Below are 25,235 nucleotides of genomic sequence, written 5' to 3'. Positions count from 1 at the left end.
CCCCCTATGACGCAGCAGTTCACCATAAATCGCCTCGGCCATCAGGGCGACGGTATCGCAGATGGCCCCGTTTATGCACCTCGGACCCTGCCCGGTGAAGTGGTAGCAGGCACTCTGGTCGGTCAGCTGCTGACCGATATCCGGGTGGAAACCCCGTCTGACCAACGGGTCAAGGCGCCTTGTCGCCACTACAAGGCCTGTGGGGGGTGCCAGCTGCAACATGCCTCAGATAGGTTTGTTGCGGATTGGAAGGTTGATATTGTCGCCACTGCGCTGGCTGCGCAGGGATTGGAGGCACCGATGCGTCCGATCCACACATCACCCGAGCGGTCGCGTCGGCGCGCGACGGTTGCTGTAAGGCGGACGAAGAAAGGAACGCTTGCCGGGTTTCACGGGCGTGCTTCGGACACGATCACGGAAATCCCTGAGTGTCACCTTCTGGACCCGGCGCTGATCGCCGCGATCCCCGTGGCCGAAGCTTTGGCGATACTGGGCGGCAGCCGCAAAGCTGTTCTGGCCGCAACGCTGACCCTGTCCGAAGGCGGGCTGGATGTCGCTGTTACAGGGGGCAAACCTCTGGACGGACCGTTAGAGCTGGCGCTTGCACAAGCGACCGAGAAACACGGGCTGGCCCGGCTCAGCTGGGATGGGGAGGTTATTGCGATGCGGCAACCACCTGTCCAGCGGTTTGGAACCGCCGGGGCCGTCCCTCCGTCCGGGGCTTTTCTGCAGGCCACAAAGGACGGTGAACAGGCTCTAACACAGGCTGTTTTGCAAGCGACGCAAGGGGCAAAACGCATTGTGGATTTGTTTGCAGGCAGCGGAACATTCTCGTTACCGATGGCCCAGATGGCCGAAGTTCACGCGGTCGAGGGGGACGCTGCGATGACGCAGGCCCTGGATCAGGGCTGGCGCCGGGCAACAGGCTTGAAACGTGTCTCGACCGAAACGCGTGATCTGTTCCGGCGTCCGTTGATGCCGGATGAGTTGAAAGGGTTCGATGCGGTTGTTCTGGACCCACCGCGGGCTGGTGCCGAGGCACAAGTCGCACAAGTGGCCGAGGCCCGGCGCCCGGTGATTGCCTATGTTTCGTGCAATCCGGTCACCTTTGCGCGGGACGCAAAAACGCTTTCTGCCGCAGGCTACGCCCTTGAATGGGTACAGGTTGTTGACCAATTTCGATGGTCGTCACATACGGAACTGGCCGCGCGGTTTGTGCTGAACCCCGCATCTTAAGGAGACCGCGACCCATGGGGTTCAAACAGCGCTTGCTGACCATCATCGAGGCCCCCGCCTTTGGGCGCTTCATCACGGCCGTGATCATATTCAATGCGATTTTGCTGGGGATGGAGACATCGCCTGTCTTGATGGATGCGGCGGGCCCTCTGATTGTCTTGCTGGACAAGGTGTGTCTGGCGGTTTTTGTTGCCGAGATCACCATGAAACTGATTGCCACCGGGCGCAACTTCTTCAAAAGCGGCTGGAATCTGTTTGATTTTACTATTGTCGGGATCGCGCTTGTTCCAAGCGCGGGTGGCCTGTCCGTCCTGCGGGCGCTGCGAATCCTGAGGGTTCTGCGTGTGATCTCGGTCGCCCCGCGCTTGCGCCGGGTGGTCGAAGGGTTCATCTCGGCCCTGCCGGGCATGGCCAGCGTGTTCCTGCTGATGGCGATCCTATTTTACATCGGCGCGGTGATTTCGACCAAACTGTTCTCATTTTCCTTCCCCGATTGGTTCGGAAATCTGGGCCTGTCCGCCTATACGCTGTTCCAGATCATGACGCTGGAAAGCTGGTCCATGGGCATCGTGCGCCCGGTGATGGAGGTCTATCCCTATGCCTGGCTGTTCTTTGTTCCGTTCATCATGGTCACGACTTTTGCCGTGGTGAACTTGCTGGTCGGTCTGATCGTGAACTCGATGCAGGACGCGCACCACGCCGAAGATGAAGTAAAAACCGACGCCTACCGTGACGAGGTACTTGAGAGGCTGGAGACCATCGAACGCCGCCTAATTGAGCACTCGAACAGCAAAAAGTGATTTCAGTTTTTATTTTTTTTGGCATAATACCCGAAAAAAAGCAGCAGGCAGTGAAACATGGATCGTCGAGCATTTGGATTGGGGGCGATGGCAACGCTGAGCCTTTCGGCTTGTGCCTCAGCCAACCCGAGATTTCTGTCCTATGAAGGGCCCGAGGTGACCTCGCTGGTCGTCAACAAGGGCGCGCGCAAACTTTACCTTTTGCACCACCAGCAGGTTTTGCGGGAATATGAGGTTGATCTGGGATTTGCGCCCAACGGCACGAAAACAAAACGTGGCGACGGACGCACGCCCGAGGGCACCTATCTGATTGACCGTCGGAACCCGCGCAGCCGCTATCATCTGTCGCTGGGAATTTCCTACCCCAACTCGCAAGACGTCGCACAGGCCAAGGCGGCAGGGTTAGACCCGGGCGGGGATATATTCATTCATGGCCAGCCCAACCTGCGGTCCGAGCTGCGGCGCGCAAAAAAGACGCCGGATTGGACGGCGGGATGTATTGCCGTCAAGAACGACGAGATGGAAGAGATCTATGCCATGGTCAACAAAGGCACATTGATCACCCTGCGTCCCTAGGGCAGCGTCACCTCCAGTTGCCGAAACCGAACTTAGAATAGTCGCGCTGGTAGGCTTTGGCCGCCAGCGCTTCCAGTTTCCGGTCGTAGACATCGGACAGCTCATAGGGCGTGTCGGGCGTTGGAGTCCGGGGGATTGGTGGGTTTTCATGACCCATGGCTTGGGCCAGATTGGGGAGGTCTGTGTTCAAATTGTCCTGGCGCAGGATCAGGTCGGGAAGGGCGACACTGACCATTGCCTCGATCACTTTCGACTGGCTGCACCACATGGGATCGACCCGGATCGGGGTTTGACCGTTCAAATTGTGATGCAGAAAGATCAGAAAGGCTGCGAAGGCCTCATAGTGCTGCTCTTTTGAATAGTTCTTTGCCCGCACCTGCCCGGGGATCGGCAGTTTGAAACGATTGCGCAGCATATGGCGGATTTCAGCATAGCTGTCGTGATCCTTGGCCAGGACATACTGGCAAAATGCACTGTGGGCACGGACGATGGGGTGCTGCAGCACGGTGAATTTACGATGCCCGGGATGGGCTTTCATCCATTCCTCTCTTTTGTCGCGATCGCGGTTGGTGAGCAGAGATTGCAGCTCGCAACCGTCCAGTTTCGCCAACCATTCGGCAATTGCAGGCTCTGTCCCGCCGGGGATGGGCAGAAACATCAAGGGCGTCTTGGCGGCGGCAAAATAGTGCACGACGTCCGGGTCCCGCCGCGGCTCAAAATCGGGGATGCGGTGCGGTGCGAACGGGTCAATGTCGGACAAAGCCCGCATCATTTCATTGGGGTTTGTCACTTTGGTAACGGCGGCAGAGGGGTTTTGCGGTTTCAACGTGTCATCCAGCGCGGTCAACCGCCCTTTGACCCCGAGCCACTTGGCGAGGCCGTTCAGAACATCCAATTCGTTCAGGTCGTCATAATCAATGCAGAATGCGGTCTGGCCACTTTTTTGCAGCTGGCTCAGTACCGAAGTCTGGTAAATCGTGAGAGTGTCGAGATAGTCCAAGAACTCGGTCGGGTCGAATTCAACCTGGTCTTCAAGCCGGCGCTTGATGTTCTTCAATTGCCACTGTTTGGTTTTCCGGACGATCTTCAGCGACAGGTAGCTGTCCAGCGGGTTGCGGGTCAGAATGATCTTTGCACAGCGCGGGTCGTCCAGAACATGTTGCAAAACGCGTGGATCGTGGTCCTGAAAATACCGAAACCCGTGCAAACCATCCGGTTCCGAGCGGATAGCCGTCAGCAGCCGGACGGGGTCTTCGTCCCGGTTGTCCAGTGTCAGGCCTAAAATCTCATCCGATTTCACCCGGCCGATGAAATGCGGATTGAATGCCTCGCCATGGCAGGTCACGCCGTCCATCCGGTTCAGATTGGCTTCCAGCAGGTTCGAGCCGGTTCGCATGGCAGCCAGAATGACGAAATACTCAAACAGACCGCGCATAAAGGATCACTGCACCAGATAGGGTTTACGGTAGGGTTTGGTTTGATGTCCAAACACGTCGTCGACAGGAAAATCTCCCATCAGTTGGGGGTGCATGCCCTGGTTCTTCAGGTTTTGAAGGAACTGCCCAAAGCCGGACAGATCAACCATGACCGGCGCTTCGGTCAAATGACTGGCATGTTGCGTACCGATTTCATCCAAAACAGTTTGAAGCGGTTCCATCGGTGCCTCGATAAAATCAGCCAATGACCAGCTTCGGACTCTGGCCTTTGTCCAGACCGAGGTCAGCACTTCAAGCTGTTTTGTCTCAACGCGTTGCAGCCGGGCAGCTTCGCAGCGAATGTCTGCAAAATTGCTGTTCGAGCGGAACAGCGGAATAGCCCAGGCACCAGTAATCACCGAAATTTGTGCGTTTTTGTCCCGCGCCAGAAACCAGTTGATGTCTTGCGTGTCCCCGGGGCCGAACTGAAAGCACTGACGCTGGCCGCGGGTGTTCCAGATCAGGTTCGATAGAAAGGCGGTCGGGTTATAGTCGCGCAGGGTCGCACAGTCGCTCAGCGCCCCGTTGGTGATGGCCTCACCATTTGCGAACTGAGCCCGGTCGGGGTGAAACAAATGCCCGTGGACCCGTGTGTTGGTCGTCGCGCTCAACCAGCTCTCGAAGTCTTCGAACACTTGGGCAAAGCCCTGAAATACCGAATATGGCGAGGACGTCAGGCCGTTCTCGCTGCCGTGACGGGGAAAGCGGCTTTGCATATAGAGCCCGTCGCGCCCACGCGTGCGCCGCTCGACCGCTTTTGAAAAGACACGGTCGATCTTGCCGGGATTGGGCTCGGCGGGTTTCATCGCACCTGCCTGATCGGTCAGAAAGGACTGGTACAGGCGTTCAGCACGCCACCAGATTTTGCGGGCGACAAAGCAGTCCGACCGGCGCAGCAATTGCAGATGATCATCATAGAAAATGTGCGGGCGCCCCTGATAGTCGAATTTGGACAAAGTGAGCGAGCGACTTTCAATATGTGTGGAATAGAGCCGGGCAAGAGTTTGAAAATAGCTTTCATCCGGTATCCAGACGTGGCGGAAATAGCGATCATAGATCTTGCGTTTGGGGTCCTGCAAAATGGCCGAAAGGGTCTGCCGAGTCAGGCACCACCACTGGCTGCCCATATGCGGGGTCAGGCCGTCGGGGATGCGACGGCGCATTCCCAATGCTCGTTGGAGTTTGACATAGGCGTCAAACAATTTGCGCTGATTTCGCCATGAAAACGGAAACCGCAGGGTAAAGCGTTCATGGTCCAGGCCACCGATCGTCCAGCTGACGTCGGCGGTTGTCGCGCTTTCGATGAAATCGACCCGAGGGCGGTCAGACAGGTAGTCGATCAGCTCCTGAACCGGGCGCAACGGCAGGCAGGCCCCCGACGACAAAAAGACGTGGCGGACATCCGGAAAGGTTTCGAGCATCTGCTCGGATGCCGATTGCGAGGCCGCAACGATGCCCCAGCGCCCCCAGTCGCATTTGTGTCGTTCCGAAAACAGGATCAATGGGTTGTCCGCGCAGGATGCCACAAACCGATGGTACACCCCGTTCGACACTTTGCCGTCCACATGGATCACCACCGGGCATCCCGAAGCAGTCCAGTGACGCGCCACCTGTTCCGCCCGATCCAGCGCAGTGTGGACCAGCATGATGATGCCCAAAGAACTCACGCCCAGTTTCCCTTCGACATGAGGCCGAGAATCTCAAGCTGCCGCCAGTTGATGTATTGCTCGGACCAATCACAACGGAAGACAGGTTGTTCCTGCAACTGAGCGGCATAAGCTTTGTATTCACCAGAGCTGCGATAGTGCTGGCCCCTTTGAACTTCTTCATGTGCTTTTTCGCCCAAGGTGTTGATCAGTTTGGCGTGCAGCAGCGCCCCGCTGGTCTTTTCACCGCCCCATTCGTCGTAGACCTGGTTCAAACCGCGCGGCAACAGGGAATGGGTCGAGCTGATGTAGACATAGCGCCGATCCCATTTGACCAAGGGTATCTTGTTCAGCGCTGGCGCTTTCCAAGGGTTGTCACCAAAGAACACCCGTGCCCGCGGTCCCCCTTGAATCCATAGGTTCTTGTAGTCGGGATTCTTGGTGATCATGTAGTTTCCGGCATCGAACCAGCGGGCGATTTCAAACGGGTTCTGACCTTCTTGGTAGGGTTCGGCATCGACCGGCCCTTCGGGGTACATGTCGATCAGCATTGTCCCGAAACTGCGCACGGCGCAGCTGTCGAGCCAGTCGGTCAGTGCGCGGATCGGACGCGTGTCGCAGAACGGGTATATAAAGAACTCATCCGGGTCGACCGTCAGAACCCAATGCCCATGCGCGTATTTGCGCAAAAGATAGTTGGACCAGTCCAGCCCGTATGCGGCCTTCTTGTAGCTGGTTTTTGTGCACCAGACCGATACATCAGGCTGCGCGCTGAGAAACTCCAGACTGCCGTCGTCGCTGTCATTGTCCACAAACAGAAAATGATCCACGCCCAGCTTGCGGTAATAGTCCAGAAAATAGGGAAGGCGGATTTTCTCGTTGCGGATGACGCTCATCAGCAAGATATCGTTTGGGCGGATGGCGGCCGTGTTGGTGCTGACGGGCTTGAGATCACGACGTCTTTGGACACATCGCACAAGACGGCGCTTGCGCCGCAACCTCATACGATATGACTCCCAAAGGCTCACGTGACTGCCCAACCTTTATATTGACGCGAGCATCCCCGGACCTGTTGCCTGGCGACCGGGTTTCGCTGTTTATGACATTTTTCCATCTTGTGAGGCAATGAATTTACAACACGTTAGGATCATGCCCCTGAATTCTGTTGTCCTGTCCAGCCGCCAGCCTTCATCAGTCCCAGTTCCTGCAGGTTTGACCCATCGGAATATCGCACAGATTGTGTGGTCCAAAGATCCGGTTGCGCGATAATCCCATCATAGTATGGCCCGAATTGGTCGGGATCATGAAAATGCTGACGCCGCAGCTTTTCAACCTGCGACTTCGCAACAATTTCCGGAAGGAATTTCGTGTGCAGCAATATCCCGGATGGCGCATCGCCGCCGGGGCCGTCATACAGCGCGTTCAGGCGCCGGGGCAGCGCGGAATGGGTCGAGTTTACATAGGTATAGCGACGCGACCACCGCACCAGCGGGATCTTGTTCAAAGTGGGTGAGCGTTGCCGGGTTCTGGCAAAGAACATCCGCTCGCGTGCGCCGCCCTGAACCCAAAGGTTGCCCATCGGGCTTTGGCGTTGCGCGCGATATGGTCCTGAGTCAAACCAGTTCAGAACAGTTGTCGGGTCGCTTTCCGCGTCATATTCCTGCGTCCCAAGCGGGCCTTTTGGGTACAGATCAAGCATCAGTGCCCCAAACCCGGCCCGACCCTGTCGGTCCAGCCAGCCTGTCAGGTCCTGCAGGGTCCGGTTGGTGAAATTGGTGTAGATCAGCAACTCGTCGGCATCTACCATCAGGCACCAATGGCCGTGGCCATATCTGATTTGCAACGCGGTCAGCCAATCCAATCCATAGCGCGCAGCCCGATAGCTGGCCTGCGTTTGCCAAAGCGATACATCTGGCTGCCGAGACAGATAAGCGACCGAGCCATCATCGCTGTCATTGTCGACGATCAGAAAGTGGTTGACGCCCAGCGCGCGATAGTGCCGGAAAAACCACGGCAGGCGGGTGATCTCGTTGCGCAACGTGGTAAAGGCCAGAATATCGCCCCGGTGGATCCTGGCGGTCTGGTCCTTCAGGCACGCCAGTTGATTGCGACTGCGCCAGGACCGCCAAAGCAACTGTCGCCGTTTCCAACGCAACCGGTACTTCTGCGCCCAGCTTATGCGGGGAAGCTGTGCACCTGCGCTGGTCACGGAAGGCTCATTTCTGATAGTCGCCCGTCTGGTGCCAACGCCATGCATCGGTGATCATCGTCTCTAACGTTGACCTTTTTGGCTGCCAGCCCAGTTCGCCCTCGGCTCGGGCCGAGCCCGAAACCAGCTTGGTACAATCCCCCGCCCGGCGCGACCCAACCGTATACGGTACAGCGCGATTGGTGACGGTTTTCGACTGCTCGATGACGTCCAACACCGAAAACCCCGACCCCGTTCCCAGGTTGAACACGCGACTGCAATTGCCCTGTTCCAGCCAGTTCAATCCCAGGACATGCGCATCGACCAGATCACAGACATGCACATAGTCCCGGATGCAGGTGCCGTCCGGCGTGTCATAGTCGGTTCCAAATACGGTCAGGCCGTCCCTTTTGCCATCAATTGCATCCAGCATCAGTGGGATCAAATGGGTCTCGGGGCGGTGGAATTCGCCGACCTCTCCTTCAGGATCGGCACCCGCCACGTTGAAATACCGAAAGATCACGTGGCGCAAGCCGTGTGCAACCTCGAAATCGCGCAGGATGTCCTCGATCGCACGTTTTGAGGCACCGTAGGCATTTAGAGGGTGCTGGTCTGTCTCTTCGTCCAGCACAACATTGTCGTGGTCGCCATAGGTGGCACAGGTCGATGAGAATACAAAATCCAGACAACCCGCCGCAACCGCAGCCTCGATCAATGTCAGCGATCCCGTGACGTTGTTGGACCAGTATGTCCCTGGCTCTTTCATGGCCTCGCCCACCTGGCTGAGTGCGGCGAAGTGCATGATGGCTTGTGGCTGGTGTTTGGCGAAAACCTCGTCCAACCGCGCGCGATCCAGCAGATCTCCGTGTTCGAACGGACCAAACTTGACCGCATCCTGCCAACCCGTGACGAGGTTGTCATAGGTCACAGGCAGATAGCCCGCCCGCGCCAGCGCTTTGCACGCATGCGAGCCGATATAGCCAGCGCCGCCGGTGACGAGGATTGTTTTCATAACAGGTCCATACGTTCAGAATTGGGTGTTTCTATGCTCTGTTCACAAGGTGGGTCAGGGGGAAAAGAGGTCAATCCAGACCCATTGCTGCCATCATCTCTTCGATCTTGGGCACATCCTGCGGGTTGTTCAGTTCCCAGAACTGCCGGCCTTTGGCCTCGACCTCAACGCAGAGCACTTTGCGTCCGTTTTCCATAAAGCGCAGCTGCTCCAGCCCTTCCAGCTGTTCCAAGGGTCCAGTCGCCCAGCTGGGATAATCCGCCAATGGTTGGGGGCGGTAGGCGTAGACACCGACATGGTGGAAGACAGGTGTTGGTGCATCGCCTGCATAGGTTTCGGACGTGAAGGGCACGACTTCTTTCGAGAAGTACATGGCGCTGCGATCACGCGCGAACACAGCGGTCGTACCGCCGACGCGCCCGTGTTTTCTGTCGTTCAGCAAGCCGGACAGAGCGTTGCCGTCACAGCGCAGCACAGGTGTTGCCACACCCGCTTCCGGAGCTGCGCGCAGGCCCGTGATCAGGTCCTCGACGAACCAATGCGGGGTAAGGGGCGCGTCGCCTTGCAGATTCACGATAATCTCGTACCCGCCGCCCAGAACCGTATGCGCCTCGGCGCAGCGTTCGGTGCCGTTCTGGCAAGCCTCCGAGGTCATGACGACTTCTGCGCCAAACCCCTGGGCCACGTCCCGAATGCGATCGTCGTCAGTGGCAACAACCACCTTGTCCACGCCAGAGACCGAACACGCAGCGCGCCAGGATCGTTCAATCAGCGTCATGGCTTTGCCGGTTGCGCCGGTCAAAGGCACCAAAGGTTTGCCCGGGTACCGGGACGATGCGTAGCGGGCCGGAATGGCGATCAGAACAGACATCAGGCTTCCTTCAATTCAACACCCGGAGCGTAGGCGATGAAGAAGGGGTTTGCATAGCTGTCCTTGCCGTAGGTCAGTGACGTGTGGTTGTCAAACCGAACCACATGACCGCCTGCACCTGCAAGTACCGCATGGCCTGCTGCGGTGTCCCACTCCATTGTGCGCCCGACCCGAGGGTAAAGATCGGCTTCACCCGTCGCCACCAGACAGAACTTGAGCGACGAGCCCGCGCTTTTGCTGTCCTGCACCTGATACTTGTTGATGTAATCCTCGGTGGCCTGATCGCGGTGCGACTTGGACGCCACGATCAAAAGCGCCGAATTGTCCGGTTTAGAGACTGATATCGGCGTCAACTTGCCCGGCTGATCTTTGTCAAGCGCACCGGTTTCTTCGACGGACCGACCATCTGCCTGGGTGTAGAACATGCGCCCCTTGGCTGGTGCGTAAACCACACCACGAGTCGGCACCCCGTTCTCGACCAGTGCAATGTTCACGGTGAAGTCGCCGCGCCGGTTGATGAATTCCTTGGTGCCATCCAGGGGATCGACGATCAGGAACGTGTCAGCAGTCTCAGCGTGCGAGGCCGCCTGTTCTTCGGTGACGAGCAATATGTCGGGAAACGCCGCGCGCAAACCTGCCGAGATCAGGGCATCGGCCGCCTCGTCCGCTTCGGTCACGGGGCTGGCATCTGATTTGACCTTTACGTCGAAATCATCCGAATTGTAGATCTCCATGATCGTGTCGCCCGCTTCCAGGGCCAACCGTCGGATGACGGGGATAAGAGCGTCATAGGTCACAAAAAAGCTCCGTTTTCGTGGTTTGTTGATCCAATGGTATGACGGACTTATGATGCGCCGGTTACCGAACAGCAAGGTATTCGTGTAAGACTGAGGCCAACAGAACGGGAAAGACTGTTCAATTGTTCTATTTCAGGAATAACAAAACCCTTTTGGGTGGTGCATTCACGACCGCTGAACTGGTGTTTCATGCGGTGGTGCGCAACATTAGATCCCAGCATTCGAATGCCGTGGTCGCGATTGTGCGCAGTATTGTGCAAGTCCTTGCTCTGGTATTGGTTTTTTACCTGATCATGTCCTTCATGGGCACACGGGTGGCGAAGGTTCGGGGTGACTTGGTCCTTTACCTGTTGTCGGGCGTCTTTCTGTTTGTCGTTCACATAAAATCGGTAAAGCAGGTTGCCGGTGTGGGTGCGGGGAACAATCCCATGATGCTCCATTCGCCGATGAACATGATGGTAATGATCATGGCAACGGCGTTTGGCATTCTTTACACAATGTTGATGACCTTGTTTGTCATATTGTTTTTATATCATGTTGCGGTCGCGCCTTTGGTTATCGAAGATCCCGGCGGGGCGTTTGCAATGGTCCTTTTGTCCTGGTTTACCGGATGCGCCGTGGGCCTGCTATTTATGGCGCTCTCACCCTGGTTTCCGACGACAGCGGCAATCCTCACCAACGTCTACAGGCGCATGAACATGGTTTTTTCGGGCAAGATGGTCCTGGGGAACGCATTGGGAGGATACATGCTTGCGATGTTCGCCTGGAACCCGTTGTTTCATATCATTGACCAGTGTCGGGGATTTGTCTTTCGAAACTACTATCCGCGCAATTCAAGCTGGGAATACGCCGTCTGGGTCGGAGTGGCGTTGGTCATGATTGGTTTGCTCGGAGTGTTCTACACCAAGCAGCACGTATCCCAAAGCTGGAACGCCCGCCGTTAGGTTGCGACGCGCATTGTCAGGTTGATCCGCCCACCTTTGGGCAACAGCCGTGACGAACCGGGTCTGATGCGATCCACCCCGTGATAGGTCAGCCGCGCGGGGCCGCCCATGATGACCACATCCCCGGAACTGAGCCAGATCGACTCTGTTTTGCCGCCACGGGTGGTATTGCCAATACGGAAAAGGGCATCATCCCCCAAAGACACAGACAGGACGGGCCAGGAAAAGTCCGCCTCATCCTTGTCCTGATGCAGGCCCATCTTTGCATTTTCGCCGTAGTAGTTGATCAGGCAGCAATCCGGCGCGCGCTCGGCGCTGACAAGATCTTGCCAGATGGTCAGGATGGGTTCCGGGATGGCGGGCCATGCGCTGCCGTCCGGGTGCTGCCCCTGATAGCGGTAGCCCGCTTTATCCGTCACCCATCCCAGCGCACCAGCCGAAGTCATACGCACAGACATCTCTTTGCCGGATGGGGTGACAGGCCGATACAAAGGCGCGGATTTCAGAATCGGGCGCAGTGCCCCGATCAGTCGAGACTGTGCCGTCCCATCCAGATAGCCTTTTCTGATGTCAAACCCCCGCAAAAGCAGCCGTGCCATCCCGGATTCCCCATTCCTTACCAAATCCTTGCCAAAAAAGGCCGCAGATTCCCGAAAACCTGCGATTCAGAGTGCTTGCAGGCCTCTGATCCGGCCCTTATATACGCCGGGACGCGCGATGGTGTAGTGCTGTCGCGCACATCAGATCGGGGACAGGATGCCATAACGGGTCCGGCCCTCGGGACATCGCCTTGAAGAGAAAGGGATTGCAAAAATGGGAAAAGTAATCGGGATTGACCTCGGCACCACCAATTCGTGCGTTGCCATCATGGACGGCTCGCAGCCGAAGGTCATCGAAAACGCCGAAGGGGCGCGGACCACGCCCTCGATCGTCGCTTTTACGGAAGATGAGCGTCTGGTCGGTCAGCCTGCAAAACGCCAGGCGGTCACCAACCCCGACAACACGATCTTTGGCGTCAAGCGTCTGATCGGTCGTCGTGTGGATGATGCCGAAGTCGAAAAAGACAAGAAAATGGTGCCCTATGCCATCGTCGACGGCGGAAACGGTGACGCGTGGGTCGAAGCCCGCGGTGAAAAGTACTCCCCAAGCCAGATCTCGGCCTTCACTCTGGGCAAGATGAAGGAAACCGCAGAAAGCTATCTGGGTGAGGAAGTCACGCAGGCGGTTATCACCGTTCCGGCCTATTTCAACGACGCACAGCGTCAGGCCACCAAAGACGCCGGTAAAATCGCCGGTCTGGAAGTGCTGCGGATCATCAACGAACCGACAGCGGCTGCTCTGGCCTACGGCCTGGACAAGGAAGAAACCCAAACCATCGCGGTCTATGACCTTGGTGGTGGTACCTTCGACGTGACCATTCTGGAAATCGATGACGGCCTTTTTGAGGTCAAATCGACCAACGGCGACACCTTCTTGGGTGGTGAAGACTTTGACATGCGCATCGTCAACTACCTGGCGGATGAGTTCAAAAAGGAACACGGTGTCGACCTGAGCCAGGACAAAATGGCCCTGCAGCGTCTGAAAGAAGCCGCTGAAAAAGCCAAGATCGAACTTTCCTCGACCTCGCAGACCGAAATCAACCAGCCGTTCATCTCGATGGGCTCGAACGGTCAGCCGCTGCACATGGTCATGAAACTGACCCGTGCCAAGCTGGAATCGCTGGTTAGCGATCTGATCAAGAAGTCGATGAAGCCCTGCGCCGCCGCTCTGAAAGACGCCGGTCTGTCGGCTGCTGACGTGGACGAAGTTGTTCTGGTCGGTGGTATGACCCGGATGCCGAAAGTGATCGAAGAGGTCACCAAATTCTTCGGCAAAGAGCCCCACAAAGGCGTGAACCCGGACGAAGTTGTTGCCATGGGCGCCGCCATTCAGGCCGGTGTTCTGCAGGGCGACGTCAAGGACGTGGTTCTGCTGGACGTGACCCCGCTGTCGCTGGGCATCGAAACCCTGGGTGGCGTGTTCACCCGCCTGATCGACCGAAACACGACCATTCCAACCAAGAAGTCTCAGGTCTTCTCGACTGCCGAAGACAACCAGAATGCCGTAACCATCCGGGTGTTCCAGGGTGAGCGTGAAATGGCTGCGGACAACAAGATCCTGGGTCAGTTCAATCTGGAAGACATCCCGCCTGCACCGCGCGGCATGCCGCAGATCGAGGTGACTTTTGATATCGATGCCAACGGTATTGTCTCGGTTTCGGCCAAGGATAAAGGCACCGGCAAAGAGCAGAAGATCACGATCCAGGCCTCGGGTGGTCTGTCCGACGAGGACATCGAAAAGATGGTCAAGGACGCCGAAGAGAACGCGGAAGCCGACAAGGAACGCCGTGAGCTGGTGGATGCCAAGAACCAGGCCGAAAGCCTGATCCACTCGACCGAAAAGTCGATGGAAGAGCATGCCGACAAGGTCGACCCGACCACCATCGAAGCCATCGAACTGGCGATTGCCGCGCTGAAGGACGAGCTGGAAACTGAAAATGCCGACAAGATCAAGTCGGGCATCCAGAACGTCACTGAGGCGGCGATGAAGCTGGGCGAAGCCATCTACAAGGCGCAAGCCGAAGAGGGTGACGATGAGCCTGCCGCTGCGGACGAAGCACCTGCCGATGATGACATCGTCGACGCCGAGTTCGAAGATCTGGACGACGACAAGCGTAAGTAACGGGAAACCGGGCCAATGCGGGCCGGTCCGGTCACCGGGCCGGCCCGATTACGTTGAGACATAAGGAAATACTGATGTCAAAACGCGACTACTACGATGTGCTCGGCGTGTCCAAGGGCGCATCAGCGGACGAGATCAAGAAAGGTTTTCGCAAGAAAGCCAAGGAATTGCATCCTGACCGCAACAAGGACAACCCGGATGCCGAGGCGCAGTTCAAAGAGGCCAATGAGGCCTACGATGTTCTGCGCGACGATGACAAGAAAGCCGCCTATGACCGCTTTGGCCATGCCGCGTTTGAAAACGGCATGGGCGGTGGGGGCCGTCCGGGCGGCGGATTCGGTCAAGGCGATTTCTCCAGCGCATTCTCGGACGTTTTTGACGATTTGTTTGGCGACTTCATGGGGGGGCAACGTGGCGGCGGCGGTCGTCGTGCCGCCCGCGGATCGGACCTGCGTTACAATCTGCGTGTCACGCTGGAAGAGGCGTTTTCGGGTCTACAAAAGACCATCAACGTACCCGCTGCTGTGGCCTGTTCCGCCTGTGACGGTTCCGGCGCTGAAGGTGGCGCTGAGCCAACCACCTGTCCGACCTGCTCTGGCATGGGCAAGGTGCGTGCGCAGCAAGGGTTCTTTACCGTCGAGCGTACATGCCCGACCTGTTCTGGATTGGGCCAGATCATCAAGAACCCCTGTAAAGTCTGCAATGGTGCAGGCCGCGTTGAAAAAGAGCGCGCCTTGTCCGTCAACATACCTGCCGGAGTTGAAACCGGTACTCGTATCCGTCTGGCGGGTGAAGGCGAAGCCGGGATGCGCGGTGGACCTCCCGGGGATCTGTACATCTTTGTCGAAGTCTCGGATCACAAGCTGTTCGAACGCGACAGTGTAAATCTCTACTGCCGCGTTCCGGTCAGCATGGCCAAGGCTGCGCTGGGTGGATCCATCGAAGTGCCAACGATTGATGGGGGCCGTGGACGGGTTCAGATCCCGGCGGGCAGTCAATCTGGTCGCCAGATGCGGCTGCGTGGCAAAGGCATGCCGGCGCTGCGCGGCGGCGGCGTCGGGGACATGTTCATCGAACTGGCCGTAGAGACACCGGTCAACCTGACCGGCCGTCAGAAAGAGCTGCTGCGCGAATTCGACGATCTGGGCGAAGATAACCACCCAGAATCAAAAAGCTTTTTCTCATCTGTGAAGTCCTTCTGGGATGGGATGAAAGGCTAGGATCCGGACCGTTCCAAGAGGGGCGGTCTGTTCGGCAAGGGGCACTGCCCCCGCCGCCCTTCGGGCGCCTCCCCCGGGACATTTTTGGCCAGATGAAGCAGGGGATCCTTTTTTCATCTGGCTCTAAAAATCCCGAAGCGCGAGGCAGAGCCTCACAATTTCATTTGGTCTTATTTTCTTGCTGATTGTGGCCTTATGACCCACCGATTCAGGCTTGATTTTCGCTGCTTGTCCTGAGATTGTCCGCACCAACCGTTGGGGTGCCCTGGGTTCAGGGCTGAGAGGCGCATGCGTCAACCCATCGAACCTGATCCGGGCAATACCGGCGGAGGGAACGGTCTAACGCAAACAGACGTTTTCCATGCCCCGTTGCCCCAAATGATGGAGCGGCAGCGTGGCACCAATTGCCTTGACCATAGCAGGATCCGACAGCGGCGGCGGCGCTGGTATTCAGGCTGATCTCAAGGCGATGTCGGCCTTGGGAGTGTTTGGGGCCAGTGTGATCACAGCTGTTACGGCCCAGAACACTCGGGCCGTCACGGCGGTGCATGGCGTTCCGTTGGATGTGATTTCTGCGCAGATTGATACAGTGCTCAGTGATCTGGATGTTCGGGCCATCAAGATTGGAATGCTGGCGACCCCTGAGATTATAGGCACGGTGGCGCAGGGTATTATGGGGTTTGATGGCCCTGTCGTTCTGGATCCGGTCATGGTCGCAAAATCCGGGGATGCCTTGCTGGCGAACGACGCGGTTTTGACCCTGCGTGATGTACTGCTGCCCCGCGCGACGATCCTGACGCCCAACTTGCCCGAGGCCGGGTGTTTGTTGGAGCAGGGCAGTGCCGGGTCTCTGGCAGAAATGATTGAGCAGGGCAAAGCGCTGTGCGCGCTGGGTGCAGGGGCGGTCCTGATGAAGGGCGGCCATGGTAGCGGGGACATCTGCCATGATCTTCTGATCGGTGAAAAAGGCGTCATTGCCGAGTTTCAGGCGCCCAGACAGGTTACAAAGAACACGCACGGAACGGGATGCACGCTGTCGTCTTCGATCGCGGCGGGTTTGGCGTCGGGTTTGGCACTGACAGATGCAGTTGCACAGGCCCATGAGTATCTGCAGGGGGCAATTGCGCATGCAGACAAGCTGAATGTCGGTGCGGGGCATGGGCCGGTGCACCACTTCCACCGGGTTTGGTCCGCGTGACCCAGTGGTCTGTCATAGGGGCCGGAGTGGCCGGTTTGGCCGTTGCCAGCGAACTGGTCTCGCGCGGGGCGACAGTACAGGTTTTTGATCCCGGCGGTCCGCCGGGTCCCCATGGTTGTTCGTGGTGGGCTGGCGGCATGTTGGCCCCGTGGTGTGAATACGAAAATGCCGAGGAACCGGTTCTGCGTCTGGGTCAGGAGGCCATTGACTGGTGGGCGCACAGAACGCGGGTGAACCGCTGCGGTACTTTGGTCGTTGCCAACACACGGGATGTACCTGACCTGCGACGCTTCGCACGCCGGACGGATGCATTTTCCGAGGTTGATCGGTCGGATTTGGCCAAGTTAGAGCCTGATTTGCATGGATTCGGAAAGGGCTTGTACTTTGATCAGGAAGCTCACCTGGACCCGCGCCAAGCGTTGCAGGATCTGTATCGAAGCCTTCAAGACCGGGGCGTCGAATTTCACCGCAAGCTCGCCCCTGCGCATTTGCAGAACGCCATTGATTGCCGAGGACTACACGCGCGTGAGTACCTGCATGATCTACGCGGAGTGAAGGGTGAAATGCTTGTTCTTCGTTGTCCCGATGTGACGCTGACGCGCCCGGTGCGTCTGCTGCACCCGCGGATGCCGCTTTATATCGTACCACGGGGTGATGGCGTCTACATGCTGGGTGCGACCATGATCGAGTCGGAAGACAGTAGCCGCGTCACAGCACGTTCGATGCTGGAACTGCTCAGCGCCGCCTATGCCCTGAACCCTGCATTCGGTGAGGCTGAGGTGCTGGAAATCGGCGTCGACCTGCGCCCGGCGTTTCCGGACAACCTGCCTCGAATCCGGCGTCTTGGCCGGACAATCTATGCCAACGGTCTTTACCGTCACGGCTATCTTTTGGCCCCCGCGTTGGCGCGGGGTGTGGCCGATCTGGCGCTTGAGAACAAACATTCGGAGATGGTCGATGAAGATCGTGCTTAACGGAGAGCCCCAATTGGTGAAGGCCGCCACGCTGGCCGACCTGCTGGTGGAATGCGGGATCTCGGGCCGTGTTGCAACGGCGGTTAACGAAGAATTCGTGCCCTCAAGCCTGCGCATTGCACGCGCGTTGCACGAGGGCGACCGGATTGAAATTTTGTCGCCGATGCAAGGGGGATGAGCATGAAGAGCTTTTATGGTGTAGACCTGCCTAACCCGCTGATGCTGGGCACCGCGCAATATCCAAGCCCCGCCATTCTGGAACGGGCTTTCCGCGAAAGCGGTGCGGGCGTAGCCACGGTGTCCCTGCGGCGCGAATCCGGGGCTGGGCAGACGTTCTGGCAGATGATCCGAGATCTGGGCGTGCTGGTGCTGCCCAATACTGCTGGCTGCCACACGGTCAAAGAGGCGGTGACCACCGCACATATGGCGCGTGAGGTGTTTGACACCACATGGATCAAGCTGGAACTGATCGGCCACACGGACAGCCTGCAGCCGGATGTGTTTCAACTGGTCGAGGCGGCGCGCATTCTGACCGAGGACGGGTTCGAGGTTTTTCCCTACACCACTGAGGATCTGATCGTCGGTGAGCGGTTGCTGGACGCCGGGTGCCAGGTTCTGATGCCCTGGGGCGCCCCTATAGGCTCAGGTCGTGGTTTGAACAACGAATACGCCCTGCGTGCGATGCGGGCAGAGTTTCCCGATGTTCCTTTGGTGATTGATGCCGGAATCGGCCTTCCCAGCCATGCGGCGCATGCGATGGAGTTGGGTTATGACGCGGTTCTTCTGAATACCGCTGTGGCACGTGCGGGTGATCCTGTGCAGATGGCGCAGGCGATGGCGCGTGCGATTGACGCCGGGCAAATGGCCTACCAGGCCGATCCGATCGAGGCACGGGATATGGCGGAACCTTCAACCCCCGTTGTTGGAAAGGCCTTCCTGTCATGAGTTTGGACCGATTCTATCCGATCTTCGATCATTCGAACTGGTTGCGGCGGATGCTGCCCTTGGGTGTGAAGCTTGTTCAGCTGCGCATGAAGGACCAGTCTGACGACGTTGTTCGTGCCGAGATTACCTCGTCCCGCGACCTTTGTCGCAAACACGGCGCCGTGCTGGTGGTGAATGACTATTGGCAGGTTGCCATCGATGCAGGGTGCGACTGGATACATCTGGGGCAGGAGGATCTGGACGACGCAGATCTGAAAGCGATCCGCAAGGCGGGCTTGAAACTGGGCGTCTCGACCCATGATGATGATGAACTTGAACGCGTTCTTGCCATGGAGCCCGACTATGTTGCGCTGGGCCCTGTCTATCCCACGATCCTCAAAAAGATGAAGTGGGAACAGCAGGGCCTTCCGCGTGTTACCGAATGGAAAGCTCGCGTCGGAGATATCCCTTTGGTCGGGATCGGTGGCATGAGCGTCGAACGTGCGCCCGATGTGTTTGAGGCCGGGGCAGATATCGTTTCGGTCGTGACGGATATCACCCTGAATGCCGATCCCGAAGGGCGCGTGCGCCAATGGATCGAGGTCTCCAGATGAGCCGCTATGCCCGTCAGACGATCCTGCCCGAGGTCGGTGCCGACGGGCAGGCGCGCCTGTCTCGGGCCCGGGTTCTGGTTGTCGGGGCGGGCGGATTGGCGGCACCTGTGCTACCTTTGCTGGCCGGGGCGGGCGTTGGGCATCTGACGATCCTCGATGCAGATGACGTGGCTCTGTCGAACCTGCACCGGCAAACACTGTTTACCGAGGCCGATTGCGGACGCCCAAAGGCCGAAGTTGCAGCCGATCGCTGTCGTGCCTTGAATTCTGATATCAACGTCGTCGCGCGAAAACAGGCTCTAACAAGTGAGAATGTGGGTAGTTTTGCTTCACAGGCCGATCTGATCCTCGACTGCGCGGATAGTTATGCCGCCAGCTATACCCTGTCGGATATCTGCCTCACCTTGGGCAAACCAATTGTCAGCGCCTCTGTGTTGGGCCTGTCTGGCTATGTGGGCGCGTTCTGCGGCGGCGCGCCGTCACTGCGGGCCGTTTTCCCCGAAGCCCCAACCAGCGGGGCGAGCTGCGCCACGGCAGGTGTGCTGGGACCGGTCGTGGGGATGATCGGCGCGATGCAGGCGCAGATGGCGTTGGCTTTGATCCTCGGCCTCGACCCGTCGCCCCTTGGCCAGGTAGTGCAGGTGGACGCCCAGACCTTCCGCAGCTCCAGCTTCCGATTTGATTCAGCGCCCGAGCCTGAGCAGTCCTTTGCCTTCGTTGCCGCCTCGCAGCTGTGCTCAGATGATGTGATTGTTGAGCTTCGGAGTGAAGACGAAGCTCCTCAACCCATCCACCCCCTGGCACGTAGACTAAGCGTGGAACACCTGAAATCAGAGCCTAACAAAGCAAAACGACTGGCTTTGTGCTGTGCAACCGGCCTGCGCGCCTGGCGTGCGGCTGAACAGATTGAACCGGATTGGCCGGGCGAGATTGTCCTCGTCGCGGCCTCAACCTCGTGAGTGAAAAGGAAACGCGAGATATGAAAAAGCTGATGACAGCCATCGCCCTTCTGGCCGCTGCGCCGGCCTGGGCCGAAGACAGGATGACCGTTCTGCTGGATTGGTTCATCAACCCCGATCATGGACCCATCATCGTGGCGCAGGAAAACGGCTATTTTGCCGAGCAGGGCCTTGAGGTCGAGATCGTCCCCCCCGCCGACCCGTCCGCCCCGCCGCGCCTGGTGGCCGCAGGTCAGGCCGAACTGGCCGTATCTTATCAGCCGCAGTTGCACCTGCAGATCCATGAAGGCCTGCCGCTGAAGCGTGTTGGCACGCTGGTTGCGACTCCGCTGAACTGTCTGCTGGCTCTGGAAGACGGCCCGATCAAGTCGCCTGCGGACCTGAAGGGCAAGAAAATCGGTTTCTCGGTCGCTGGTGTGGAAGAAGCGGTTTTGACCACCGTGCTGGGCAAATATGGCGTGGCGCTGGACGATGTTGAACTGATCAACGTGAACTTCTCGCTCTCGCCCTCGCTGATGACCGGTCAGGTGGATGCGGTGATCGGCGCCTATCGCAATTTCGAGCTGAACCAGATGGACATCGAAGGCCGTCCCGGCACCTGTTTCTATATCGAGGAAGAGGGCGTGCCGTCTTATGACGAACTGATCTACGTCGCCAACCCCGAGACGATGGACACAGACAAGATTGCGCGTTTCTTGGCGGCGACCGAAAAAGCGACCCAGTATATCGTCAACAACCCGGAAAAAAGCTGGGAAATCTTTGCCGCGACCTCGCCCGAATTGCAGGATGAGCTGAATGCACGCGCCTGGGTCGACACTCTGCCGCGTTTTGCATTGCGCCCGGCAGGCTTTGATGCCGGTCGTTACGCCCGGTTCGAAGCGTTCCTGAACGAAAGCGGCATGATCGACAGCATTCTGCCGGTCAGCGACATCGCCATCGACGTGACGGCGCAATGAGCGACTATGGCAAAGCCTTCACGCTCATGCGTGACGCGGCGCAGGGACCGTGGCGGGATTATACCCGTCACGCCTTTGTCGAAGGCATGAAGGACGGCACCCTCCCGCATGAGGCGTTTTTGCATTACCTGCGTCAGGACTATGTGTTTCTGATCCATTTCAGCCGAGCCTGGGCGTTGGCGGTTGTCAAATCCGAGACTCATTCGGAAATGCTGACGGCCGTGGCCACGGTGAATGCGTTGGTTGCCGAGGAAATGCAGCTGCATATCGGTATTTGCGAGGTCGCCGGGATTTCGCAGGAGGAGCTGTTCGCAACCCCCGAACGCGCCGAGAATCTTGCCTATACACGGTTTGTACTGGAAGCCGGGTATAGCGGTGATCTGCTGGATCTGCTGGCGGCGCTGGCACCCTGCGTCATGGGCTATGGCGAGATCGGAGCGCGGCTGGCCACTGAGGCCACATCCGAGACTTATCGGGATTGGATCAACACCTATGCCGGTGACGACTACCAAGCCGCATGCAATGCGGTTGGCGACTTGCTCGATACGGCTCTAACACGGCGTATTGGGGCGGATTTTCAAGCATCCCCTCGCTGGGACCGCTTGTGTCAAACCTTCCGAACGGCGACCGAGCTCGAGGTGAATTTCTGGCAAATGGGCCTGACCCCATGACCCCGGGGCCCGATCTGACCATCAGTGGACATGCGAGCATTGGCGACCAGCCTTTGTTCGCGCCGCTGACCCTGACCCTTGGGGCGGGGCAGTGGACCTGCCTGTTGGGCGGATCGGGCGTTGGAAAAACCACGGTTCTGCGCCTGATTGCGGGGCTGGAGACGGGCGCGGATTTCACCGGACAGATTGCAGCGAGCGACGGCGACAGGGTCCCGGATCGTGTGGCCTATATGGCACAAGATGACTTGTTGCTGCCGTGGGCGACAGTGGCGCAGAATGTCTCACTTGGCGCACGGCTACGCGGCGAGACACCGGATCTGGGTCGCCGTGACCGCCTGATCCGGCGGATGCGTCTGCAGGATCACATCTCCAAGAAACCCGCAGAGCTGTCCGGCGGTCAGAGGCAGCGCGTTGCTCTGGCTCGAACCCTGATGGAGGATCGACCGATTGTGCTGTTGGACGAGCCGTTCTCGGCGCTTGATGCCCGCACACGCGCCGATATGCAGGATCTTGCGGTCGAGGCTTTGCAGGGCCGGACGGTTCTGCTTGTCACCCATGATCCGGCAGAAGCCGCGCGTCTGGGTCAATCCATCGTTGTCATGACACAGCACGGGCTGACGCCCTGTGAGCCTCCCAAAGCCGCCGCACCGCGTCACGTGGATGATCTTGAGACGCTGGAAACACAAGGCGCGTTGTTGCGCCTCCTGCGGGAGGAGGTGGCATGAAATACCTCTCTGCGCTTGCAGCAACTGTGTTTGCGGTGGCGTTCTGGCAAGGGATCGTCTGGGTCACGGGCTTGCCGAAATTCATCTTGCCGGGGCCGGCCCTCGTGGCCGAGACGTGGTGGCAGAACCGCTGGCTGATTGCCGAGCACACGTGGATCACTGCAGTCGAAGTTGTGATCGGTATGGCCGTTGGTACGGTCTTGGGGGTCGCTACGGCCCTGCAACTGGCCAATTCGCGCGCGGCCCGGGTCTTGGTGCAGCCGATGCTGGTGTTCACGCAAGCCCTTCCGGTGTTTGCGCTGGCCCCGTTACTGACCTTGTGGCTGGGCTATGGGCTTTGGTCCAAGGTCGCAATGGCGGTGCTGATCATCTATTTCCCGATCACATCGTCCTTCTTTGACGGGCTGATGCGAACGCCGTCGGGGTATTTGGACCTTGCGCGCACCATGCAGGCAAGCAAGCGCGCGGTTCTGTGGCACATCCGGATTCCTGCGGCGTTGCCCTCACTGGCTTCGGGGATGCGGTTGGCTGCAGTCTATGCACCGATCGGTGCGGTGATTGGGGAATGGGTCGGGTCCTCACAGGGGTTGGGGTATCTGATGTTGCTCGCCAATGGGCGCGCAAAGACAGATCTGATGTTTGCGGCAATGCTGACGTTGGGTGTCTTTTCGGTCCTGCTGCACATGCTGGTCCGCCGGGCCACGGCGCGAATGGCAGGTGAGTTGCGTTAACACTTCGGAAACCGTTTCTGCGTCAGGGTGAGTTCATGACTCAGGATGCCTTTGCCGAAGCCCCCATGTTGTTCGATACGGACGAAGCGCCAGCGCAGCCGCTGCCGTCTGGTCGGGTGCCCTCCTACATCAAAGACCATCGCAAGCGGCTGCGTGAACGGTTCATGTCTGGCGGGTCAGGTGCCATGCCGGACTATGAATTGCTGGAGCTGGTTTTGTTCCGATCCATCCCGCGACAGGACGTGAAGCCGCTGGCGAGACTGCTTATGGACACGCTTGGCGACTTCAACCGCGTGCTGACCGCACCCGAGGAGCGGTTGCGCCAGATCAAAGGCGTCGGAGAAACAGTCATAACCGACCTGAAGATACTGGAGGCCTGCGCGCACCGCATGGCTCGGGCTCGGGTGATGCAGCGACATGTGATTTCCGGCTGGGATGCTTTGCTGGACTATTGTCATACAACAATGGCGCATCGTGAGATCGAACAGTTTCGTGTCTTCTATCTGGACCGGAAGAACGTTCTGATAGCGGATGAAGAACAGGCCAAAGGCACGGTGGACCACGTGCCGGTCTATCCGCGCGAAGTGGCAAAAAGGGCGCTGGAGCTGAATGCGTCAGCACTGATTCTGGTGCACAATCACCCGTCGGGCGACCCGACACCGTCGCAATCGGACATCGACATGACCAACCGCATTCACGACGCCTGTACAGCGCTGGGCCTGACCCTGCATGACCACCTGATCATCGGAAAATCGACCGAGTTGAGCTTTCGGTCCGAAGGGTACATTTGACAGGCAATGCAAACCATGGGGTCTAAGGCACAGCCATAGGCATTTTCCCGCTCAAAAAAGCGACTACAGTTTCTGCCAGAGGTGTCGCTGACGCGGTGTAGAACCTTGGGCCCCAATCGATGGTCTATGGGTCGAATAGCAGGCGGCGCACTGCTGTTGCGCCACCGTTTCTGATTATTCTGCCGCGTCGCGCTTGGGCAAAACCCAGTTCGCACGCGGGAAATGACAGGTGTAGCCGTTCGGGATGCGTTCCAGGTAGTCCTGATGTTCGGGCTCGGCCTCCCAGAAATCGCCGACAGGTTCAAGCTCGGTCACCACTTTGCCGGGCCACAAACCGCTGGCGTTCACATCGGCAATTGTGTCCAGAGCCACCTGTTTTTGCGCGTCATCCGCATAGTAGATGGCCGAGCGATAGCTCATCCCCCGGTCATTGCCTTGGCGGTCTGGGGTGGTCGGATCGTGAATCTGGAAGAAAAACTCCAATAAGTCACGATAGGTGATTTGGGCCGGGTCAAACAAGATTTCGATCCCTTCCGCATGGGTGCCGTGATTGCGATAGGTGGCATTCGGCACGTCACCGCCGGTATAGCCGACACGGGTGCGGGAAACGCCGGGCAGTTTGCGAATCAGGTCCTGCATCCCCCAAAAGCAGCCACCTGCAAGAACAGCGCGTTCATCGGTCATTGGACTTCCTCCACATGGATCAGATATTCGCCATAACCTTCGGCCTCCATATCGTCGCGATGGATGAACCGAAGGGCGGCCGAGTTGATACAATAGCGCAGCCCGCCATGTTCGCGGGGACCGTCGGGGAAGACATGGCCCAGGTGGCTGTCGCCGTGTTTTGAGCGGACCTCGGTGCGGATCATGCCATGCGTGGTGTCGTGAAACTCTTCCACATGCTCATGAATGATCGGTTTCGTGAAACTGGGCCAGCCACAGCCCGATTCGTATTTATGTGTCGAGGCAAACAGCGGCTCACCGGACACGATGTCCACATAGATCCCAGGCTCTTTGTTGCCCAGGTATTTGCCCGTTCCGGGACGTTCCGTACCGCTGCGCTGGGTTACATGAAACTCCTCGGGGGAAAGAGCGGCAACAACCGTGGGGTCTTTTGTAAAGCGCGACATGGCTCCTCCGAATTTGTTGAGTGCTTGACGACTATTTGGGCATAATACACAGGAAATCAAAATCATATTTCAAGCG

General features: G+C 58.3%; 27 protein-coding genes and 1 riboswitch. Of the genes, 17 read left to right on the top strand and 10 right to left on the bottom strand.

Features of this window, described 5'->3' with window-relative positions; all coding sequences use genetic code 11:
- The first annotated feature begins 6 nt into the window (after positions 1–6).
- The 3 genes from ACR0L4_RS19925 to ACR0L4_RS19915 are packed head-to-tail and all read left to right on the top strand — an operon-like array spanning position 7 to position 2,612.
- Positions 7–1,236, top strand: a complete 1,230-nt coding sequence (locus tag ACR0L4_RS19925; RefSeq protein ID WP_480514781.1) for a class I SAM-dependent RNA methyltransferase — start codon at positions 7–9, stop codon at positions 1,234–1,236.
- Between the two features lie 14 nt (positions 1,237–1,250).
- A complete protein-coding gene (locus tag ACR0L4_RS19920; RefSeq protein WP_480514780.1) occupies positions 1,251–2,036 on the top strand; it encodes an ion transporter in 786 nt (261 codons plus the stop codon).
- Positions 2,037–2,093: 57 nt separating this feature from the next.
- Positions 2,094–2,612, top strand: a complete 519-nt coding sequence (locus ACR0L4_RS19915) for a L,D-transpeptidase family protein (RefSeq protein ID WP_170752095.1) — start codon at positions 2,094–2,096, stop codon at positions 2,610–2,612.
- A gap of 7 nt (positions 2,613–2,619) precedes the next feature.
- Here the strand turns inward: ACR0L4_RS19915 and ACR0L4_RS19910 are convergent, their stop codons facing one another.
- The 7 genes from ACR0L4_RS19910 to cysQ all read right to left on the bottom strand — a co-directional run bounded on the left by ACR0L4_RS19910 (position 2,620) and on the right by cysQ (position 10,601).
- Entirely contained in the window at positions 2,620–4,047 is a 1,428-nt protein-coding gene (locus ACR0L4_RS19910; RefSeq protein WP_480514779.1) for a nodulation protein NodH, read from the bottom strand.
- A gap of 6 nt (positions 4,048–4,053) precedes the next feature.
- A complete protein-coding gene (locus ACR0L4_RS19905; RefSeq protein ID WP_480514778.1) occupies positions 4,054–5,754 on the bottom strand; it encodes a DUF5927 domain-containing protein in 1,701 nt (566 codons plus the stop codon).
- Positions 5,751–6,737: a glycosyltransferase family 2 protein gene (locus ACR0L4_RS19900; RefSeq protein WP_480514777.1), complete on the bottom strand. Its 987-nt coding sequence runs from the start codon at positions 6,735–6,737 to the stop codon at positions 5,751–5,753. The genes ACR0L4_RS19905 and ACR0L4_RS19900 overlap by 4 nt, the downstream gene beginning before the upstream one ends.
- A gap of 143 nt (positions 6,738–6,880) precedes the next feature.
- Positions 6,881–7,990: a glycosyltransferase family 2 protein gene (locus ACR0L4_RS19895; RefSeq protein ID WP_480514776.1), complete on the bottom strand. Its 1,110-nt coding sequence runs from the start codon at positions 7,988–7,990 to the stop codon at positions 6,881–6,883.
- Positions 7,950–8,933: a UDP-glucose 4-epimerase GalE gene (galE, locus tag ACR0L4_RS19890; RefSeq protein WP_170752102.1), complete on the bottom strand. Its 984-nt coding sequence runs from the start codon at positions 8,931–8,933 to the stop codon at positions 7,950–7,952. The genes ACR0L4_RS19895 and galE overlap by 41 nt, the downstream gene beginning before the upstream one ends.
- A gap of 70 nt (positions 8,934–9,003) precedes the next feature.
- The gene (locus ACR0L4_RS19885; protein WP_480514775.1) at positions 9,004–9,804 is read right to left on the bottom strand and encodes a 3-deoxy-manno-octulosonate cytidylyltransferase family protein; all 801 of its coding nucleotides are present in this window, start codon (positions 9,802–9,804) and stop codon (positions 9,004–9,006) included.
- Complete coding sequence (gene cysQ, locus ACR0L4_RS19880; protein WP_480514774.1) at positions 9,804–10,601, bottom strand: 3'(2'),5'-bisphosphate nucleotidase CysQ; 798 nt, start codon at positions 10,599–10,601, stop codon at positions 9,804–9,806. The genes ACR0L4_RS19885 and cysQ overlap by 1 nt, the downstream gene beginning before the upstream one ends.
- 122 nt (positions 10,602–10,723) lie before the next feature.
- On the opposite strand from cysQ, the gene ACR0L4_RS19875 reads away from it, so the two are divergent.
- Positions 10,724–11,545 (top strand): ABC-2 transporter permease, encoded by an 822-nt coding sequence (locus tag ACR0L4_RS19875; protein ID WP_170752108.1) that lies wholly within the window; start codon positions 10,724–10,726, stop codon positions 11,543–11,545.
- Here the strand turns inward: ACR0L4_RS19875 and ACR0L4_RS19870 are convergent.
- On the bottom strand, positions 11,542–12,144 hold the full coding sequence (locus tag ACR0L4_RS19870) for an alpha-ketoglutarate-dependent dioxygenase AlkB family protein (protein WP_480514773.1): 603 nt from the start codon (positions 12,142–12,144) through the stop codon (positions 11,542–11,544). The genes ACR0L4_RS19875 and ACR0L4_RS19870 overlap by 4 nt on opposite strands.
- A 214-nt stretch (positions 12,145–12,358) precedes the next feature.
- Between ACR0L4_RS19870 and dnaK the strand changes: the two genes are divergently transcribed.
- The 13 genes from dnaK (at position 12,359) to radC (ending at position 24,029) form a co-directional block, all read left to right on the top strand.
- Complete coding sequence (gene dnaK, locus ACR0L4_RS19865) at positions 12,359–14,266, top strand: molecular chaperone DnaK (RefSeq protein WP_480514772.1); 1,908 nt, start codon at positions 12,359–12,361, stop codon at positions 14,264–14,266.
- 74 nt (positions 14,267–14,340) lie between these two features.
- Positions 14,341–15,486 (top strand): molecular chaperone DnaJ, encoded by a 1,146-nt coding sequence (dnaJ, locus tag ACR0L4_RS19860; RefSeq protein WP_170752115.1) that lies wholly within the window; start codon positions 14,341–14,343, stop codon positions 15,484–15,486.
- Between the two features lie 246 nt (positions 15,487–15,732).
- Positions 15,733–15,837, top strand: a riboswitch (TPP riboswitch).
- Positions 15,838–15,880: 43 nt separating this feature from the next.
- On the top strand, positions 15,881–16,684 hold the full coding sequence (gene thiD, locus ACR0L4_RS19855; protein WP_480514771.1) for a bifunctional hydroxymethylpyrimidine kinase/phosphomethylpyrimidine kinase: 804 nt from the start codon (positions 15,881–15,883) through the stop codon (positions 16,682–16,684).
- Entirely contained in the window at positions 16,681–17,658 is a 978-nt protein-coding gene (gene thiO / locus ACR0L4_RS19850) for a glycine oxidase ThiO (protein ID WP_480514770.1), read from the top strand. The genes thiD and thiO overlap by 4 nt, the downstream gene beginning before the upstream one ends.
- Positions 17,642–17,836, top strand: a complete 195-nt coding sequence (gene thiS / locus ACR0L4_RS19845) for a sulfur carrier protein ThiS (protein ID WP_170752122.1) — start codon at positions 17,642–17,644, stop codon at positions 17,834–17,836. The genes thiO and thiS overlap by 17 nt, the downstream gene beginning before the upstream one ends.
- Before the next feature lie 2 nt (positions 17,837–17,838).
- The gene (locus tag ACR0L4_RS19840; RefSeq protein WP_170752124.1) at positions 17,839–18,603 is read left to right on the top strand and encodes a thiazole synthase; all 765 of its coding nucleotides are present in this window, start codon (positions 17,839–17,841) and stop codon (positions 18,601–18,603) included.
- Positions 18,600–19,196 carry a thiamine phosphate synthase gene (locus ACR0L4_RS19835; protein WP_480514769.1) on the top strand — a complete coding sequence of 199 codons (597 nt, stop codon included), beginning with the start codon at positions 18,600–18,602 and terminating at the stop codon, positions 19,194–19,196. Before ACR0L4_RS19840 ends, ACR0L4_RS19835 begins: the two co-directional genes overlap by 4 nt.
- Positions 19,193–20,155: a HesA/MoeB/ThiF family protein gene (locus ACR0L4_RS19830; protein ID WP_480514768.1), complete on the top strand. Its 963-nt coding sequence runs from the start codon at positions 19,193–19,195 to the stop codon at positions 20,153–20,155. The genes ACR0L4_RS19835 and ACR0L4_RS19830 overlap by 4 nt, the downstream gene beginning before the upstream one ends.
- Positions 20,156–20,175: 20 nt before the next feature.
- Entirely contained in the window at positions 20,176–21,111 is a 936-nt protein-coding gene (locus ACR0L4_RS19825; protein ID WP_480514767.1) for an ABC transporter substrate-binding protein, read from the top strand.
- Complete coding sequence (gene tenA / locus ACR0L4_RS19820; protein WP_480514766.1) at positions 21,108–21,782, top strand: thiaminase II; 675 nt, start codon at positions 21,108–21,110, stop codon at positions 21,780–21,782. The genes ACR0L4_RS19825 and tenA overlap by 4 nt, the downstream gene beginning before the upstream one ends.
- A complete protein-coding gene (locus ACR0L4_RS19815) occupies positions 21,779–22,507 on the top strand; it encodes an ABC transporter ATP-binding protein (RefSeq protein ID WP_480514765.1) in 729 nt (242 codons plus the stop codon). The genes tenA and ACR0L4_RS19815 overlap by 4 nt, the downstream gene beginning before the upstream one ends.
- Positions 22,504–23,238, top strand: coding sequence for an ABC transporter permease (locus ACR0L4_RS19810; RefSeq protein WP_480514764.1), 735 nt, complete (start codon positions 22,504–22,506; stop codon positions 23,236–23,238). The genes ACR0L4_RS19815 and ACR0L4_RS19810 overlap by 4 nt, the downstream gene beginning before the upstream one ends.
- A gap of 35 nt (positions 23,239–23,273) precedes the next feature.
- Positions 23,274–24,029 (top strand): RadC family protein, encoded by a 756-nt coding sequence (gene radC / locus ACR0L4_RS19805; RefSeq protein ID WP_170752137.1) that lies wholly within the window; start codon positions 23,274–23,276, stop codon positions 24,027–24,029.
- Positions 24,030–24,203: 174 nt separating this feature from the next.
- Here radC and msrA read toward each other — a convergent pair whose 3' ends face one another.
- Entirely contained in the window at positions 24,204–24,713 is a 510-nt protein-coding gene (gene msrA / locus ACR0L4_RS19800) for a peptide-methionine (S)-S-oxide reductase MsrA (RefSeq protein ID WP_170752138.1), read from the bottom strand.
- Complete coding sequence (gene msrB / locus ACR0L4_RS19795) at positions 24,710–25,159, bottom strand: peptide-methionine (R)-S-oxide reductase MsrB (RefSeq protein ID WP_480514763.1); 450 nt, start codon at positions 25,157–25,159, stop codon at positions 24,710–24,712. The genes msrA and msrB overlap by 4 nt, the downstream gene beginning before the upstream one ends.
- Between the last annotated feature and the right edge of the window lie 76 nt (positions 25,160–25,235).

This window comes from Ruegeria sp. AB5 (assembly GCF_056542645.1).
The sequence above is the reverse complement of the archived record's forward strand: the minus strand, read 5'-3'. Positions and strand labels throughout refer to the sequence as shown.

What these genes read in the sequence shown, in the direction of transcription:
- msrA (WP_170752138.1), bottom strand. Translation starts at nt 24,713, where the DNA reads ATGACCGATGAACGCGCTGTTCTTGCAGGTGGCTGCTTTTGGGGGATG.
- ACR0L4_RS19920 (WP_480514780.1), top strand. Translation starts at nt 1,251, where the DNA reads ATGGGGTTCAAACAGCGCTTGCTGACCATCATCGAGGCCCCCGCCTTT.
- tenA (WP_480514766.1), top strand. Translation starts at nt 21,108, where the DNA reads ATGAGCGACTATGGCAAAGCCTTCACGCTCATGCGTGACGCGGCGCAG.
- galE (WP_170752102.1), bottom strand. Translation starts at nt 8,933, where the DNA reads ATGAAAACAATCCTCGTCACCGGCGGCGCTGGCTATATCGGCTCGCAT.
- ACR0L4_RS19895 (WP_480514776.1), bottom strand. Translation starts at nt 7,990, where the DNA reads ATGCATGGCGTTGGCACCAGACGGGCGACTATCAGAAATGAGCCTTCC.
- dnaJ (WP_170752115.1), top strand. Translation starts at nt 14,341, where the DNA reads ATGTCAAAACGCGACTACTACGATGTGCTCGGCGTGTCCAAGGGCGCA.
- ACR0L4_RS19870 (WP_480514773.1), bottom strand. Translation starts at nt 12,144, where the DNA reads ATGGCACGGCTGCTTTTGCGGGGGTTTGACATCAGAAAAGGCTATCTG.
- ACR0L4_RS19925 (WP_480514781.1), top strand. Translation starts at nt 7, where the DNA reads ATGACGCAGCAGTTCACCATAAATCGCCTCGGCCATCAGGGCGACGGT.
- ACR0L4_RS19830 (WP_480514768.1), top strand. Translation starts at nt 19,193, where the DNA reads ATGAGCCGCTATGCCCGTCAGACGATCCTGCCCGAGGTCGGTGCCGAC.
- ACR0L4_RS19825 (WP_480514767.1), top strand. Translation starts at nt 20,176, where the DNA reads ATGAAAAAGCTGATGACAGCCATCGCCCTTCTGGCCGCTGCGCCGGCC.
- ACR0L4_RS19885 (WP_480514775.1), bottom strand. Translation starts at nt 9,804, where the DNA reads ATGTCTGTTCTGATCGCCATTCCGGCCCGCTACGCATCGTCCCGGTAC.
- thiS (WP_170752122.1), top strand. Translation starts at nt 17,642, where the DNA reads ATGAAGATCGTGCTTAACGGAGAGCCCCAATTGGTGAAGGCCGCCACG.
- ACR0L4_RS19910 (WP_480514779.1), bottom strand. Translation starts at nt 4,047, where the DNA reads ATGCGCGGTCTGTTTGAGTATTTCGTCATTCTGGCTGCCATGCGAACC.
- ACR0L4_RS19900 (WP_480514777.1), bottom strand. Translation starts at nt 6,737, where the DNA reads ATGAGGTTGCGGCGCAAGCGCCGTCTTGTGCGATGTGTCCAAAGACGT.
- ACR0L4_RS19835 (WP_480514769.1), top strand. Translation starts at nt 18,600, where the DNA reads ATGAGTTTGGACCGATTCTATCCGATCTTCGATCATTCGAACTGGTTG.
- msrB (WP_480514763.1), bottom strand. Translation starts at nt 25,159, where the DNA reads ATGTCGCGCTTTACAAAAGACCCCACGGTTGTTGCCGCTCTTTCCCCC.
- ACR0L4_RS19810 (WP_480514764.1), top strand. Translation starts at nt 22,504, where the DNA reads ATGAAATACCTCTCTGCGCTTGCAGCAACTGTGTTTGCGGTGGCGTTC.
- radC (WP_170752137.1), top strand. Translation starts at nt 23,274, where the DNA reads ATGACTCAGGATGCCTTTGCCGAAGCCCCCATGTTGTTCGATACGGAC.
- ACR0L4_RS19840 (WP_170752124.1), top strand. Translation starts at nt 17,839, where the DNA reads ATGAAGAGCTTTTATGGTGTAGACCTGCCTAACCCGCTGATGCTGGGC.
- ACR0L4_RS19915 (WP_170752095.1), top strand. Translation starts at nt 2,094, where the DNA reads ATGGATCGTCGAGCATTTGGATTGGGGGCGATGGCAACGCTGAGCCTT.
- dnaK (WP_480514772.1), top strand. Translation starts at nt 12,359, where the DNA reads ATGGGAAAAGTAATCGGGATTGACCTCGGCACCACCAATTCGTGCGTT.
- ACR0L4_RS19815 (WP_480514765.1), top strand. Translation starts at nt 21,779, where the DNA reads ATGACCCCGGGGCCCGATCTGACCATCAGTGGACATGCGAGCATTGGC.